A 15330-nucleotide genomic window follows, 5' to 3' on the forward strand; every position below is an offset into this window, starting at 1 on the left:
ACAGTCTATCCCCAGACTGTTTCACTCCCACCCCAGCACAGCTCAAACTGTCTGGGAGACAGTTTGAGGTTGGAAATGAAGCGAACTCTGTTCGCAACAGTCGTAGAGGTCAGATTTGGAGTGTAGTACACGAACAAATCTGCCAATCAACCACTGCGCTGAGATGTTGACACTAACTTTGAGAAGTAGTGTTAGGACTTTTTACTCAGTTTCTTTTTTGGAGGCAAATATGACACATTTAGTAGATTTACGGAAGAAACCTTACAGCCTTGATGAAGAGGCTATTTCTTGGATTGAAGAAACCATTGCTCAGATGACCTTGGATGAAAAAATCGGTCATCTCTTTGTCAACATGGGTAGCCAGCGGACGGAAGAATATCTGACTGGAGTATTAAATGATTATAAGATTGCTGCTGTTCGTTACAATCCTGGACCTGCTGCAGATATTTGGGAGCAAAACTATATTTTGCAGACCAAGTCTAAAATTCCTCTCTTGATTGCAGCCAATACCGAATCTGGTGGGAATGGTGCTGTTACGGACGGAACGAAAATCGGGGATGAAATCAAGATTGCTGCGACAGCCGATCCCCGCTATGCTTATGAAATGGGAAAAGTTGCAGGTCTTGAAGCAGCTGCGGTAGGCTGCAATGCCTCCTTTGCACCGATTATGGACCTAAGCCGTAATTGGCGCAATCCAATCATTGCAAACCGCACTTGGGGAGCTAATGTAGACCAAGTCATTGAATTATCCAAAGAATACATGCGTGGCATTATGGAACACGGCATTGTGCCGTTTGCTAAGCATTTCCCAGGCGATGGTATTGATGAACGTGACCATCATCTCTCTTTTGCTTCGAATCCCATGACCAAGTCTGAATGGATGGAAACATTTGGACGGATTTACGGTGAGATGGCTGACGCAGGTCTTCCAGGTATTATGGCGGGGCACATTCATTTGCCAAATGTTGAGAAAGAAATGCATCCAGAACGTGAATTGGATGACATGTTGCCAGCTTCGCTGAATAAAACCCTCTTGGATGAATTGCTTCGTGGAGAGTTAGGTTACAATGGAGCCATCGTCACGGATGCCAGTCATATGATTGGTATGACAGCCTCTATGCCGCGTCGTGAGCTATTGCCTACAGCTATTGAGGCAGGATGTGATCTCTTCCTTTTCTTTAATGATCCAGAAGAAGATTTGCAATGGATGAAAGAAGGATTGGAAAATGGTCTGCTTTCTGAGGAACGCCTCCATGATGCCCTTCGTCGTACCTTGGGCTTGAAAGCTAAACTCGGTCTTCACTTGTTTGAAGGACGTCGTCAGGAAATCATGTTGCCAAAAGAAGAAGCACTGGCTTTGATTGGTAGAGATGAGGCGAAACAGCTTGCAAAAGAAGTAGCTGACAAGGCGATTACCTTGGTAAAAGCCAAACAAGAAGGAATTTTCCCAGTCAATCCAGACAGCTACAAACGTATTTTGTTGGTAGAAGTAGATGGCTATAAGGGTGGTTTTGGCGCCATGATCAATGCTGGCAAGAAGAGAGCAGCCGATACGTTGAAAGAACTATTAGACGCTCGAGGTCACCAAGTATCTATCTGGGAAAATACAGAAGCACGGATTGCCAAATTGCCAGAAGAAGAAAGACCGGCTGCGATTGCAAATGTCTATGCTTCCAAGCGTCCTATTGCAGAAATCACAGATAACTATGATTTGATTATCAATTTGGTGGATGTAAATTCTGGCGGGACAACTCAGCGGATTATTTGGCCGGCTGCCAAAGGAACACCAGACCAGCCTTTCTATGTTCACGAAATTCCAACCATTGTTGTCTCTGTTCAGCACCCATTTGCACTTGCAGATATGCCACAGGTTGCAACCTATATCAATGCCTATGATGGCTTGCCTGTCACTTTAGAAGCCTTGGTTGCCAAACTAGCAGGAGAGTCAGCCTTTACAGGAGTATCGCCTGTTGATGCCTACTGTGGTTTGGTAGATACACGTATTTGGCGAGGAAAATAAGGAGGAAATAATGCCTAGATTGGTTGATTTGCGGAAGAAACCCTATTGTTTGGATGAAGAGCAGATTGCTTGGGTGGAAAATACCTTGGCTCATCTGACTGATGAAGAAAAAATCGGTCAATTGTTTGTTAATCTATTCTTCTTCGGAGGAGATGCTTTTAGCGGAAATAATCTGAGTAATCAGGAATTGATGAATCGATACCACATAGGTGGCGCCCGCTATATGAATGGCAGTCCAGAACAGGTACAAGGACTGATTAACGACTTGCAAAGCTATTCAAAAGTGCCTCTCTTGGTTGCAGCGAACTGCGACTCAGGTGGAGATGGAGCTGTGAAAGGAGGAACCTATATTTCCTCAGGTGCTCAATCTGAAGCCAGTCGGGATCCTCGTATCCCCTACCTAGCAGGTCTCGTATCTGCGCGCGAGGAGACTGCATTAGGTGTAAATGTCAACTTTGACCCTTGCGTGGACATTGTTCAGAATTGGCGCAATACTATTGTCAATACCAGAGCCTACGGCACAAATGCGGATGATGTGATTGCCTACACCAGTGCCTATTTAGAAGGTTTGAGGGCTGAAAGAGATGTGATTCAATGTATCAAACATTTCCCAGGAGATGGTACAGAAGAACGTGATCAGCACCTAGTCCTTGGTGTCAATGAGCTCTCTCCAGAAGAATGGGACAAGAGTTTTGGTCGTGTCTATCGTCATCATATTGAAGCTGGTGTTGAGATGATTATGGCGGGTCATATAGCTCTGCCCTACTATCAACAAACATTGAATCCAAGTTTGAAAGACGAAGATATTTTGCCTGCAACACTAGCTCCCGAATTGATTCAAGATTTATTGAAAGAAAAACTGGAATTCAATGGCTTGGTCATAACAGATGCCAGCCACATGTTGGGGATGACAGCAGCGATGCGTCGTGAAGATTATGTACCTGCAGCCATTGCTGCGGGTTGCGATATGTTCTTATTCTTCAATAACTTAGAAGAAGATTTTGAATTTATGCTCAATGGCTACCGCAAGGGAGTGATTACTGAAGAACGCCTTCATGATGCTCTCCGTCGCATTTTAGGTCTGAAAGCCAAACTCAATCTGCATATCAAGCAAGCAGAAGGAACCTTACTAAAATCAGCTGATGAATTGGCTATTATTGGCTGTGAAGAACACTTGGCTTGGCAACGTGAAGCAGCAGACAAAGCAATTACGCTGTTGAAAGATACACAGAAAAATCTTCCAATCAGTCCAGAAACCCATCGCAGAATCCGTTTGTATTACCTAGAAGGCGAAAAAGAAGGGATTATGGCGGCAAGTACAGAAGTGGTTGATAACCTTAAAGCTGCCTTGGAAGCGCGTGGTTATGAAGTGACCGTCAATGATGGTACGACTCGGATCAAAGGAAAAACGCTGCAATACCGAGAAGAAGTTGATTTAGCTTTGACTGTTGCCAATGTCATTGGATATGGAGCGCAGAATAATTACCGCATCCAGTGGAAAACTGCCATGTCCAATGAAGTTCCTTGGTATGTACACGAAGTTCCGACCATTTTCGTTTCACTAAACTATACAACTCACCTTCACGATGTTACCATGGTCAAAACTGCTATCAATGCCTACCATCATAATAAAAACACGATCGAGTCCCTCCTTGATAAATTAGAAGGAAAAGATGCATTCTATGGTGTGCCAAATGAGAATGTTTGGGCCAATAAATGGCAGGCAAAACTATAAGAATCTGTATCAACAGTTTAGCACTTTCATCTAAGGCTAGTTTTTTTCAAAATACAGTCAGAATTCCTTCAAAAAACTACCTTGATGAGCAAAAAACTAGTTCTTATTTAAAAGTACTTCGCTTGTGAATACATATTCTAAATGTAAACTCCTTTCTATCCTAGATAGAGGGAGTTTTCTAGGAAGATTTCTTGCCAAACTTTCTTATTTTTGATAGAATATTCTTAATTGAATAGAAGTCTGTGAGACTAGTACACCTATGGAAACTGCCCAGGGAGTTGAGCCGTGACTGTAAGCTCAATCAGTGAAAGTTGGTCGAATTCACTCACGCAAGGACTTAGAACCTTTATTCACAGTGCGGCACATCACTTGTGAATAAAGGTTCATGGAACTAAGGTCTGCCTAGCAGATGAAAACGGATGGTACCGCGTGACAACGCTCCGATACGAGTGGTGTCATGCGTTTTTTTATTGGAGGAATTATGTCAAACATTGAACAACAGTTGGCTGAATTAAGCCAAACTACACTTGAAAAGTTAAAAGAAATCCAGCACCAAGGAGAAAAAGAACTACAAGACCTGCGTGTTGCGGTTTTGGGTAAAAAAGGGTCCTTGACTGACTTGTTGAAAGGCTTGAAAGACCTCTCTAACGACATGAAACCAATTGTTGGTAAGCAGGTCAATGAGGTGCGTGATGTACTGACGGCTGCCTTTGAAGAAACCGCTCAGAAGGTTGCAGCCGCAAAAATTCAACAGCAATTAGCGTCAGAAACCATTGATGTAACCTTGCCAGGTCGTCAGGTTAAGGTCGGAAAACGCCATGTCTTGACTCAGACTTCTGAAGAAATCGAAGATATTTTCTTGGGCATGGGCTTCCAAATCGTTGACGGATTTGAAGTGGAAAAAGATTACTACAACTTTGAGCGCATGAATTTGCCAAAAGACCACCCAGCACGTGATATGCAAGATACCTTCTATATCACAGAAGAAATCCTCATGCGGACCCATACGTCACCTGTTCAGGCACGGACCATGGACCAGCATGATTTCTCAAAAGGTGCCTTGAAGATGATTTCGCCAGGCCGTGTTTTCCGTCGTGATACGGACGATGCGACCCACAGCCACCAGTTCCACCAGATTGAAGGCTTGGTTGTCGGTGAAAATGTATCCATGGGTGATCTCAAAGGTACGCTTGAAATGATCATCAAGAAAATGTTTGGTGAAGAGCGTCAAATTCGCCTCCGTCCATCATACTTTCCATTCACAGAGCCTTCTGTTGAGGTGGATGTTTCCTGCTTCAAGTGCGGTGGTGACGGCTGTAACGTATGTAAGAAAACAGGCTGGATTGAAATCCTTGGTGCCGGCATGGTCCACCCGCAAGTATTGGAAATGAGTGGCATTGACTCAACCAAGTACTCTGGCTTTGCCTTCGGTCTTGGTCAGGAACGCATTGCCATGCTCCGCTACGGTATCAACGATATTCGTGGATTCTATCAAGGCGATGTACGATTCTCGGAGCAATTTTAATCCGATACTCATAAATGGTGCTAAGGCACCTATTTATGAGACGACAGTCGCTTTGGCGAACTGTCTAATCGTCTCACTAGCTCTAATGTTGAAAAAATATCGTTTTCAACATTAGAGCGTCGTAATCCGCTAAAGTTAGTAAATTGTTGTTTGAGAGAAACGGTAGCTGCTATAGCGGTCTTCCTACTCACCTCACTAGGTTTAGAGTTGAAAAAGTATCGTTTTCAACTCTAAACCGTCGGACTCCGATACTCATAAATGGTGCTAAGGCACCTATTTATGAGACGACAGTCGCTATGGCGAACTGTCTAATCGTCTCACTAGCTCTAAGGTTGAAAAAATGTCGTTTTCAACCTTAGAGCGTCGTAACCACGGACGAGTAAGTGAAGGGAAATCGCTATTCTGCGACTTTCCAGGCATATATAGAAAAGGGAGGTGCCAAAGTGCAGATTGATCCTATACGTTTAGAAGAAGTTTCTCTTCTACAAGACCTTGCTAAGCAGACTTTTGCCGAAACCTTTGCTCACGATAATGATACAAATGAACTGGAGGCATTCTTCGAGGAGGCCTATTCGCTGGAAGTCTTGACGCGTGAGTTATCTGATCCCAACTGCCAGCACTATTTTCTAAGAGTAGATCATCAGATAGCTGGTTATCTCAAGCTCAACCAGGGTCCTGCTCAGACAGAACAAGAGCTGGAAAATGCCTTTGAAATCCAGCGTATCTATCTCTTGCGGGCTTTTCAAGGTAGCGGTCTTGGGAAAGTCTTGTTTGAATTTGCTTTGGAAAAAGCAGAGCAGTCTAACTGTGATTGGGTCTGGCTTGGAGTTTGGGAACATAATTACAAGGCTCAGAAATTCTATTCCAAATATGGATTTGAAAAATTTGGCCAGCATGAATTTGCGGTCGGTGATAAGATAGATGTGGATTGGCTACTAAAACGGCCTTTGCACCAGAAAGGATAATATGTTAGTAAGTTACAAATGGTTAAAAGAACTCGTTGACTTTGATGCGACAAGCCATGACTTGTCTGAAAAAATGTCAACAACAGGGATTGAGGTAGAAGGGGTTGAGCAAAAGAGTGCTGGCCTTTCTAAGTTGGTTGTTGGTCAGGTTGTGGCTGCTGAGCCAATTCCTGATACCCACCTCAACATCTGCCAGGTCAATGTCGGTGAGGAAGTTACGCAAATCGTTTGCGGTGCTCCAAATGTCAAGCCAGGCATCAAGGTGATCGTCGCTCTGCCAGGAGCTCGTATCGCTGGAAACTACAAGATCAAGAAAGGCAAAATCCGCGGCGTTGAGTCCTTGGGTATGCTCTGCTCATTGAGCGAAATCGGCGTGTCCGACTCTGTGGTGCCAAAAGTATATGCGGACGGAATCTACCACCTTCCTGAAGATGCAGTCGTGGGTGAGCCAGTCTTTTCATACCTTGACCTCGACGACGAGATTATCGAGCTGTCTATCACGCCAAACCGTGCCGACGCCCTCTCCATGCGTGGTGTGGCTCACGAAGTGGCGGCTATCTATGACAGCAAGGTCAACTTCAAGCCTGTAGCCTTGGAGGAAAGCGACAAGAAGGCCAGCGATGTGATTGAAGTGGACATTGAGTCAGACAAGGTGACTGCCTACACGGCCCGTGTCATTGAAAATGTGACTATCGCACCGAGCCCACAGTGGTTGCAAAATCTGCTCATGAACGCAGGTATCCGCCCGCACAACAACGTGGTGGATATCACTAACTACATCTTGCTTTACTTCGGTCAGCCAATGCATGCCTTTGACTTTGGCAAGTTTGATTGCAAGAAAATCGTGGCTCGCCAGGCAAAAGAGGGTGAGAACTTGGTAACTCTTGACGGCGAAGAGCGTGACTTGATTACTGATGACATCGTCATTTCCGTTGCGGACAAGGCAGTTGCCCTCGGTGGTGTCATGGGTGGTGCCAACACAGAAATTGACAACAACTCTAAGACGGTTGTGCTGGAAGCTGCCCTCTTTGACGGCAAGTCTATCCGCAAGACCTCTGGTCGCCTCAACCTTCGCTCTGAGTCCTCTTCTCGTTTTGAAAAAGGCATCAACGTGGCGACCTTGACGGAGGCTATAGACACAGCAGCTGCTATGATTGCGGAACTGGCTGGCGGTCAGGTCTTGTCTGGCATCGTTTCTGCGGGTAGCGTGGACACTTCTGATGTCCCAGTCACAGCGACCATTGATTACGTTAACCGCTCGCTTGGTACCAACCTTGACTATGCCCAAATCGCAGACATTTTCCGTCGTTTAGGTATGGAAACAACTGGCGATGCAAGTCAGTTTACAGTAGCAGTACCGCGTCGTCGTTGGGACATTCGCATTCCAGCAGACTTGGTAGAAGAAATCGCACGTATTTATGGCTATAATAATCTACCGACCACTCTTCCAAAAGAGGACGGAACAGCGGGTGAGTTGACCCTGACCCAGAACATCCGTCGTCAAGTGCGTAGCCTGGCAGAAGGTGCAGGACTGACAGAAATTATTTCTTATGCCCTGACAACACCTGAAAAGGCAGTGGAGTTTGCGGCTCGTCCAACCACAGTGACCGAACTCATGTGGCCGATGACCGTTGACCGCTCTGCCCTTCGTCAGAACATGGTATCTGGTATGCTGGAAACGGTAGCCTACAACGTGGCTCGTAAGAACAAGAACTTGGCCCTCTATGAAATCGGTAAAATCTTTGAACAGTCTGGCAATCCAAAAGAGGACCTGCCGCAAGAAATCAATAAGTTTGCCCTTGTCTTGACTGGCTTGGTGGCTGAGAAAGACTTCCAGACACCAGCAGTACCTGTTGATTTCTTCCATGCCAAAGGTATCTTGGAAGCTATCTTTGGTCATTATAAGTTGGCAGTTGACTTTGTGGCAACCAGTGAGATTGCTGCCCTGCACCCAGGTCGTACAGCTGAAATTCATTTGAATGGGGCGGTAATCGGCTTTGTCGGTCAGGTACACCCTCAAACGGCTAAGGACTACGGTATTCCTGAAACATATGTGGCTGAAATCAATCTGGATGCGATTGAAGAAGCTCTCCAGCCTGCTCAGCCATTTACCGAAATCTCCAAATTCCCAGCGGTTAGCCGTGATATTGCTCTACTTTTGAGCAGTGATGTCAAGCATCAGGATGTCCTGGATGCGATTGCTGGTGCCGGTGTCAAACGTTTGACCAAGGTGACCCTCTTTGACGTTTACGCGGGTAGCAATATTGAGGCTGGTAAAAAGTCTATGGCTTACAACCTGACCTTCCAAAATCCTGCGGACAGCCTGACGGATGAAGAAGTGGCGAAGTACATGGAGAAAATCAGTAAGTCGCTCGAAGCACTTGGTGCTGAGATTCGTTAATTTGTATATATTATGAAATCCTAGCCTGCGGGCTAGGATTTTTGGGAGCGGGACAGAACTCAGAGAAGTAAGGGAGTTCGTCGTCCCGCCCCCGCACAGTTGATTAGGTCAGATTTGGAGTGCGTAGCACGAACAAAACTGCCAATCAACCACTGCGCTGAGATGTTGACACAAGTCTTGAGAAGTGGAGGGGGCTATCTATTTACAAGAAGAATTAGCTAAGAAAGGCTCAACATTCATTGAAAAAGAGGTTAATGCCTTTCTAGCTGAGTTTTATGATGACTATGCTATATTGAGACGCTACTTGGTGGATTATGGCTACTTATCGCGTGATCAGTATGGTTTGGAATACAGAATAGAAGAAAAGAGATGATTGCGGTCATCTCTTTTGTCTTACAAAATAAAGGGTTCAATCTTCAACTCTATCTGGTTGCCATACTTGGCTAGTAAATCGTCTGCTAGGGGATGATAGAGTGTTCGTAGTTGTTCAATCTTGTCAGGGAATTGTTTCCCGATATAGTCAAACTTGCATTCGATGGTTAAGAAAAGTTGGTGGAAGAGTTCGTTGATCTCGTTCAAGCGGGCAATCATTTCTTCGTCTTCTTTGAGAAAATCAGGAATTTCTGAGCGATTGTTGACAAAACCGTCAATGAGTTTTACAGGGAATGAGCCGTATTCTAAGACAAATTCGTACATAGTTTTCTCCTTTGTTATCATTATGCTAATTGTAACACAGATCGAAATGTGACAAAAGAATTTCAACTTTATTGCAGTTTAAGTTTTGTTTAATTTTATTTTCAGTTTCATTTAAAGCTAGGTCGGTAAACTATATCTTGTAAACAAGACAGGGACCTGTCAAAATTTAGATAGAAGAGGCACAATAATGAAAACAATAATCGTACAAAAGCAGTTTAAGCGTAAAGAGACTAAATATATCGTTGATAAAAAAACTTTTGAACTTTTAGAAAAGGAACTTCGTCAGTACATGATGGCAGATGAGTTTGCGACATCAACGATTACCAATATCTACTTTGATAATGAAGATTTTGATATGATTCAAGATTCACTTGCCAAAAAGAATGGACGTGAGAAAATTCGGATGCGTGTCTATGATGCGACACCATCTGAATCGAGTCAAGCCTTTCTTGAAATTAAGAAAAAAGAAAATAAAATTGGCTATAAATACCGTTTAACTTCAAACCCTGTTTCTGTAGCAAATTATATCGAAAATGGAGTGATTGATTCCACAATCAAGGATGATAAGGTAACCTCAGAACTCGAAATGTTGAGAGAACGCTACGGTACTATTAAGCCGAAGATGTATATCTACTATGATCGCGTATCCTACAAAGGAATCGAAGACAAAAAAGTTCGTCTCACAATCGATAAGAACTTACTTTATCGAGATTACGATGTAGATGCCATGGAGGGCAAATTTGGTAAGGACCTATTGGATCCAACAAAAGTCATCATGGAAGTAAAAGTTCCAGAAGAACGACCAGACTGGTTGGTAGCCCTGCTCGAAAAATACCAGATCGAAAAGCAATCATTTTCAAAATATGGCAATGCCTATAAGCTTGCCCACAACATCACTGGAGAGGAAGTAAGCAAACATGCAGCTGTTTAATAGTATCTTTTCAACGGGCAATAGCAATATTACCTTAGCGCAAATGTCCATGGTTTTTGGAGTTAGTCTATCCATGGGGGTACTCTTAGCGGCTGTTTATAAATATAAATCTAATTATACAAAGGAATTTGTCATCACACTAAGTTTAATGCCAGCTTTGATTGCTGTTATCATTGCATTAGTTAATGGTAACTTAGGAGCGGGAGTTGCGGTAGCAGGGACCTTTAGTCTTATTAAATTCCGCTCAGCGGCAGGTTCTTCGAAGGAAATGCTTGCAGTCCTCTTAGCGATGGCTATCGGTCTAGCGACAGGAATGGGCTTTCTAGGTTTGGCTGTCTTTATGACGGTCATCCTATCTGCTTGTATTTTGATTTTTGAGAACATCAGCTTTGCCCAAGTCAATCAAAATCGTCGTCATCTCTTGGTAACAGTGCCAATGAATTTTGACTACGATCAATTTTTTGAAAATCAATTTGGTAAATCTTGCAAGCAAGCCGACTTAATTTCCCTCAAATACAAGAAGAAAAAAGAAGCGCTGATCTTAGAATATCAAGTTCTCCTCGATAAAAAAATTACAGATAAACGTTTGGTAGATACAGTATTGTCAGCCGGTCCTTTGGATGTCGTATTGAACAAGCAAATGCCGAAGAAGAAGTATTTGTAATATCAAAGAAGCCCTGGATTTCCAAGGCTTTTTCGTTTTTTATTAGCTTATTCTTCATAAAAATCAACACTGTAATCAAGCAGTTTGTCCCCATCATAGCGGAAGCAAGCGGAAAAAAATGGTTTGTCCTCTAATAGCCATTCTTGAAAATGCCGGTCGCCCTCCCAAGTTGGTTTGGACAAGACTTGGTCATAGGGAACCCACTCTAAGTCACCTTCATTGCAGTCAATAAGACTTCCTTCAAAACCAGTTATCTTAAAGACATAGGTGTACCAGTCAGTGTTTGGGGTGAAGTCTGGAAAGGTGATGACTCCTTTTAGAGCATGCTTCGTTACAGTAAGCCCAGTTTCCTCAAAGACTTCTCGAATGGCACAGGCTTGTGGGGTTTCACCAGCTTCCAGTTTGCCACCAACTCCAATCCATTTACCTTGATGGACGTCATTTTCTTTCTTGTTTCGATGAAGGAGAAGAAATTCCTTACCATTATCAATGTAGCAAATCGTAGCCAGTTGGACAGGTTTCTTGGTCATATTAGCTCCTTGTAGTTAGTTTGTTCCTATTATATCACAAAGGTGAGAGTGTCTGGCATTCTGAACGGGGACAGTTTGTTGTTTAGAATGTTGAAAGCCCTTTTCTGAAAATAGTTTTTAGGGTATAATAAGAACATCAAACTATTTAGGAAGTATTATGTCAAAACAAGAACAAATCGAACAAACAATTTATCAATTATTGGAATTATTGGGCGAGGACCCGAATCGTGAAGGTTTATTAGATACGCCTAAACGGGTCGCTAAGATGTATTTAGAAATGTTTAACGGCCTAGAAGAGGATCCCAAAGACCAATTTACAGCTGTCTTTTCAGAAGGTCATGAAGAGGTTGTTTTGGTCAAGGATATTCCTTTTCATTCTATGTGTGAACACCATTTGGTACCCTTTTATGGCATTGCCCATGTAGCCTATATTCCGAGTAAGGGGCGTGTGACAGGTCTTAGCAAATTGGCGCGTGCAGTGGAGGTAGCAAGTCGTCGCCCTCAATTGCAGGAGCGTTTAACTCATCAAGTTGCTCATGCACTTCAAGATGCCCTTGAACCAGAAGGCGTTTTTGTCATGGTCGAAGCAGAGCATATGTGCATGAGTATGCGTGGTATTCGCAAGCCAGGTAGTAAGACAGTGACCACAGTTGCCCTTGGAAAATACAAGGAAGATGCCATCTTGCGCCGTGAACTCTTGTCCATGATTCACAATAAATAGGAGGTTCTATGTCAATCGAACAGTTAGCGAATCAAGTAACCATTATGGGGATTCTCAATGTGACGCCAGATTCATTTTCAGATGGTGGTCACTATAATGAAGTAGAAGCAGCCCTGGTACAAGTAGAAAAGATGTTGGCTGACGGTGCGACCGTCATTGATGTTGGTGGTGAGTCCACTCGTCCAGGTGCAACATTTGTGTCTGAAGAAGACGAGATTGCTCGCGTGGTTCCGATTATCCGCGCTATCAAAGAAAACTATGACTGTCTTGTCAGCGTCGATACCTATAAAACAGGAACTGCACGTGCAGCCTTGGAAGCAGGCGCAGATATTTTAAATGATGTCTGGGCAGGACTTTATGATGGAGATATGTTGGCCCTGGCTGCGGAGTACAAGGTACCAATTATTCTCATGCACAACCAGAAAGACGAAAGCTATGCGGATGTTGTTGGAGAGGTCAAAAACTTTCTAGCTGAGCGTGCCCAAGCAGCACTTGATGCTGGTGTTTCCGCAGACCAGATTTGGTTGGATCCAGGATTTGGCTTTTCAAAGAATGTCCAACATAACCTTGATCTCTTACAAGGTTTGGAACAGATTACTGCTCTTGGTTATCCCGTTCTATTTGGAATATCTCGTAAGCGCGTGGTGGATTATCTGCTTGGGGGCAATAGCTTACCGACTGACCGCGATCAAGCAACGGCAGCCTTATCTGCCTGGGCAGTCCAAAAAGGCTGTAAAATGGTCCGTGTCCACAATGTCGCTGCCAACCGTGATATCGTTAAGGTTTGGGACCAATTGATTTCTGGAGGTCAACATGGATAAGATTTCTCTCAATAAATGCCGCTTTTACGGCTACCATGGTGCCTTCAAAGAAGAACAAGTTCTTGGTCAAATTTTCACAGTTGACTGTGATTTGTTTGTTGACCTGACAGCAGCTTCACAAACTGACAATTTAGAAGACACAGTTCACTATGGTATGGTCTTTGAAACCATTAAAGCAGTTGTGGAAGGCAAGCCCTACATCCTTATAGAAAAGGTAGCAGGTGTTATTTGTCAGGAGCTTTTTGATCAATTTCCAAAGGTGGAGAAGATTCGCTTGGCCATTTACAAGGAAAATCCGCCCATTGCTGGACACTATGATTCTGTCGGAATTGAATTGGAGCGTGAACGACCATGAAGCATCTAGCCTATCTCAGTATCGGAGGGAACATGGGCAATCGACAGGCCTATTTACAGGCAGCCCTAGACAAATTAGCCAGTCATCCAGGTTGTCAGCTTGGCTTAGTTTCCAACATTTATGAAACTCCAGCTTGGGGCAAGACAGATCAGGCTGATTTCCTCAATCTAGTCTGTCAAGTGTATACTGATTTGTCTGCTCAGGATTTTCTAAGCGTTTGCCAGAACATCGAACAAGAGTTGGACCGAGTACGGATTGAAAAATGGGGACAACGGACCATTGATTTGGATATTATTTTTTGGGATGAGGAGAAGATTCAAGAAGAGAATCTGATTGTTCCCCATCCCTACGCCCATGAAAGAGCATTTGTTCTCAAACCTCTTGCTGAGATTGCTTCTGATTACTGTCACCCAATTTTGAAAAAAGTGGTATCGGACTTGCTTGCAGAACTAGGGGAACAAAAAGATATAAACATTTTCAAATAGTTGCCTCTGATACTAGGTTTATTAGAGGATAGATTAGATAAAGGAGTTTTATGACAATTTTAGCAACTTTAGGAGTTTTATTGGCTATTGTAGCCATTATTTATTGGACATCAAAAAATTTACATGTTATCATTGCTGCACCACTCGCTAGTTTAATCATCATTCTGACCAATCAGATGAATGTTTTGGAAGTTATGTTGGGCAAAGAGCAGTCTTATATGGCGGGCTTAGCAGGTTTTTTGATTAATAATTTTGCCATCTTTATGTTGGGGTCTATCTTGGCACGTTATATGGAGGCAAGTGGAGCTACGCAGGCGATCGCCAATAGCATTTTGAAGGTAATGGGAAAGGATAGTCCCTATAAGGGCTTGTTAGCTATCACTTTGATTGCTTCCATTCTGACCTATGGTGGTGTGAGTATTTTTGTAGTTATTTTTACCTTGCTTCCCCTTTCACGCCCCCTCTTTAAAGAGTTGAATATCAACTGGGCACTTTTTCCGATTCCTGTCTTTTTGGGAGCAGGTACCTATACGATGACAACTCTTCCTGGGGCACCTTCCATCCAGAATGTCATACCGACAAAAGTTTTGGGAACTAGCTTGACCGCGGCACCCGTTATCAGTTTGGCAGCCAGCTTGACGTTATTAGTATTTGGCTTGCTCTACATGGCCTACTGCCTCAAGAAAAGTCTAGCAAATGGAGAGACGTATACGGAAGAAGAGGATGAAACTGCAGTAGTGGTAGCTGATAAGACACCAAATCTATTTTTATCAGTCTTGCCTCTATTCAGTCTTATTGGGACGATTTTCCTAATGAGTAAAACTCCGAATGTCCTGGCAATCGGATTGTTGGTCTCTATCCTTCTATCAGCTTTGATTTTTTATCCATATCTGCCAAATCAAAAAGAAATTTTAAATGCTGCGACAACAGCATCTATAGTGCCTGCTTTTGCAACTTCTAGTACAGTAGCATTTGGGACGGTGTTAACCTTGTCAGCGGGTTTTGCAGTCATTCAAGAATGGATTCAACAAATACCAGGATCACCTCTAATCAGTTTATCTGTTTCGACAGCATTGGTTAGTGGTATTATCGGTTCATCTTCTGGTGCGATAGGTATTGCTTCAAGTAATTTCCTTCCTTCCTATTTGGAAATGGGGATTAATCCGGAGTTGCTGCATCGTGTAGTAGTAGTTGCATCGGCTATTTTGACAGTTATGCCTCAGTCTGGTGTGATGATTACCTTCCACAATCTTTCGAAATTAAGTATGAAACGTGGCCTTAAGTATTCGTTTATCCTAGTGACAGTTGGGCATTTGTTAGCCTTATTTGTGATTTTACTGTTGGCACCTTTGCTATATTAGGATTGATTAACAAACAAATAAAAGCCCTGCCAATGGGCAATATCATTCAGTTAAAACCTCTACTCAAATATTTATTCGGGTAGAGGCTTTTTCTTTATAATATAATAATCAATGAAATCC

At 43.3% G+C, this 15330-nt stretch carries 14 protein-coding genes and 1 pseudogene; 13 read left to right on the plus strand and 2 right to left on the minus strand.

The window, feature by feature from the left end:
- Positions 1-229: 229 nt before the first annotated feature.
- From ODU34_RS06145 to ODU34_RS06170, 6 genes and pseudogenes are all read left to right on the plus strand, one after another.
- Positions 230-2020 (plus strand): glycoside hydrolase family 3 protein, encoded by a 1791-nt coding sequence (locus ODU34_RS06145; protein ID WP_136646908.1) that lies wholly within the window; start codon positions 230-232, stop codon positions 2018-2020.
- Positions 2021-2030: 10 nt separating this feature from the next.
- Positions 2031-3755, plus strand: coding sequence for a glycoside hydrolase family 3 protein (locus ODU34_RS06150; RefSeq protein ID WP_136646907.1), 1725 nt, complete (start codon positions 2031-2033; stop codon positions 3753-3755).
- Positions 3756-4236: 481 nt separating this feature from the next.
- Complete coding sequence (pheS, locus tag ODU34_RS06155) at positions 4237-5280, plus strand: phenylalanine--tRNA ligase subunit alpha (RefSeq protein ID WP_002939760.1); 1044 nt, start codon at positions 4237-4239, stop codon at positions 5278-5280.
- 443 nt (positions 5281-5723) lie between these two features.
- Positions 5724-6245 (plus strand): GNAT family N-acetyltransferase, encoded by a 522-nt coding sequence (locus tag ODU34_RS06160; RefSeq protein ID WP_105179518.1) that lies wholly within the window; start codon positions 5724-5726, stop codon positions 6243-6245.
- A 1-nt stretch (position 6246) separates the two neighbouring features.
- A complete protein-coding gene (gene pheT, locus ODU34_RS06165) occupies positions 6247-8646 on the plus strand; it encodes a phenylalanine--tRNA ligase subunit beta (RefSeq protein ID WP_105179497.1) in 2400 nt (799 codons plus the stop codon).
- A gap of 199 nt (positions 8647-8845) precedes the next feature.
- Positions 8846-9019: pseudogene (locus tag ODU34_RS06170) on the plus strand (DUF2087 domain-containing protein); the annotation flags it as partial.
- Between the two features lie 20 nt (positions 9020-9039).
- Here the strand turns inward: ODU34_RS06170 and ODU34_RS06175 are convergent.
- Complete coding sequence (locus tag ODU34_RS06175) at positions 9040-9342, minus strand: hypothetical protein (protein ID WP_023369992.1); 303 nt, start codon at positions 9340-9342, stop codon at positions 9040-9042.
- 187 nt (positions 9343-9529) lie between these two features.
- Between ODU34_RS06175 and ODU34_RS06180 the strand changes: the two genes are divergently transcribed.
- Together ODU34_RS06180 and ODU34_RS06185 are read left to right on the plus strand one after the other, a co-directional pair.
- The gene (locus ODU34_RS06180; protein ID WP_398578417.1) at positions 9530-10273 is read left to right on the plus strand and encodes a polyphosphate polymerase domain-containing protein; all 744 of its coding nucleotides are present in this window, start codon (positions 9530-9532) and stop codon (positions 10271-10273) included.
- Positions 10260-10937: a DUF4956 domain-containing protein gene (locus ODU34_RS06185; protein ID WP_398578418.1), complete on the plus strand. Its 678-nt coding sequence runs from the start codon at positions 10260-10262 to the stop codon at positions 10935-10937. Before ODU34_RS06180 ends, ODU34_RS06185 begins: the two co-directional genes overlap by 14 nt.
- A gap of 47 nt (positions 10938-10984) precedes the next feature.
- Here the strand turns inward: ODU34_RS06185 and ODU34_RS06190 are convergent, their stop codons facing one another.
- Positions 10985-11467 carry an 8-oxo-dGTP diphosphatase gene (locus ODU34_RS06190; RefSeq protein ID WP_044754615.1) on the minus strand — a complete coding sequence of 161 codons (483 nt, stop codon included), beginning with the start codon at positions 11465-11467 and terminating at the stop codon, positions 10985-10987.
- A gap of 157 nt (positions 11468-11624) precedes the next feature.
- Here ODU34_RS06190 and folE point away from each other — a divergent pair, with 157 nt between their 5' ends.
- The 5 genes from folE to ODU34_RS06215 are packed head-to-tail and all read left to right on the plus strand — an operon-like array spanning position 11625 to position 15210.
- Positions 11625-12188, plus strand: a complete 564-nt coding sequence (gene folE, locus ODU34_RS06195; protein WP_002938082.1) for a GTP cyclohydrolase I FolE — start codon at positions 11625-11627, stop codon at positions 12186-12188.
- Positions 12189-12196: 8 nt separating this feature from the next.
- Positions 12197-13009, plus strand: a complete 813-nt coding sequence (gene folP / locus ODU34_RS06200) for a dihydropteroate synthase (protein ID WP_398578419.1) — start codon at positions 12197-12199, stop codon at positions 13007-13009.
- Complete coding sequence (gene folB / locus ODU34_RS06205) at positions 13002-13364, plus strand: dihydroneopterin aldolase (RefSeq protein WP_002938086.1); 363 nt, start codon at positions 13002-13004, stop codon at positions 13362-13364. Before folP ends, folB begins: the two co-directional genes overlap by 8 nt.
- Entirely contained in the window at positions 13361-13849 is a 489-nt protein-coding gene (folK, locus tag ODU34_RS06210) for a 2-amino-4-hydroxy-6-hydroxymethyldihydropteridine diphosphokinase (protein ID WP_318806767.1), read from the plus strand. Before folB ends, folK begins: the two co-directional genes overlap by 4 nt.
- 50 nt (positions 13850-13899) lie before the next feature.
- Complete coding sequence (locus tag ODU34_RS06215) at positions 13900-15210, plus strand: GntP family permease (RefSeq protein ID WP_398578420.1); 1311 nt, start codon at positions 13900-13902, stop codon at positions 15208-15210.
- The last annotated feature ends 120 nt before the right edge of the window (positions 15211-15330 follow it).

The sequence above is a fragment of the Streptococcus sp. 2018WUSS126 genome (assembly GCF_044427425.1).
Lineage (GTDB): Bacteria > Bacillota > Bacilli > Lactobacillales > Streptococcaceae > Streptococcus > Streptococcus hashimotonensis.

Bases quoted from the DNA above. Each gene is read 5' to 3' on its own strand.
- ODU34_RS06145 (WP_136646908.1), top strand. From the start codon at position 230: ATGACACATTTAGTAGATTTACGGAAGAAACCTTACAGCCTTGATGAA.
- ODU34_RS06150 (WP_136646907.1), top strand. From the start codon at position 2,031: ATGCCTAGATTGGTTGATTTGCGGAAGAAACCCTATTGTTTGGATGAA.
- pheS (WP_002939760.1), top strand. From the start codon at position 4,237: ATGTCAAACATTGAACAACAGTTGGCTGAATTAAGCCAAACTACACTT.
- pheT (WP_105179497.1), top strand. From the start codon at position 6,247: ATGTTAGTAAGTTACAAATGGTTAAAAGAACTCGTTGACTTTGATGCG.
- ODU34_RS06175 (WP_023369992.1), bottom strand. From the start codon at position 9,342: ATGTACGAATTTGTCTTAGAATACGGCTCATTCCCTGTAAAACTCATT.
- ODU34_RS06180 (WP_398578417.1), top strand. From the start codon at position 9,530: ATGAAAACAATAATCGTACAAAAGCAGTTTAAGCGTAAAGAGACTAAA.
- ODU34_RS06185 (WP_398578418.1), top strand. From the start codon at position 10,260: ATGCAGCTGTTTAATAGTATCTTTTCAACGGGCAATAGCAATATTACC.
- ODU34_RS06190 (WP_044754615.1), bottom strand. From the start codon at position 11,467: ATGACCAAGAAACCTGTCCAACTGGCTACGATTTGCTACATTGATAAT.
- folE (WP_002938082.1), top strand. From the start codon at position 11,625: ATGTCAAAACAAGAACAAATCGAACAAACAATTTATCAATTATTGGAA.
- folP (WP_398578419.1), top strand. From the start codon at position 12,197: ATGTCAATCGAACAGTTAGCGAATCAAGTAACCATTATGGGGATTCTC.
- folB (WP_002938086.1), top strand. From the start codon at position 13,002: ATGGATAAGATTTCTCTCAATAAATGCCGCTTTTACGGCTACCATGGT.
- folK (WP_318806767.1), top strand. From the start codon at position 13,361: ATGAAGCATCTAGCCTATCTCAGTATCGGAGGGAACATGGGCAATCGA.
- ODU34_RS06215 (WP_398578420.1), top strand. From the start codon at position 13,900: ATGACAATTTTAGCAACTTTAGGAGTTTTATTGGCTATTGTAGCCATT.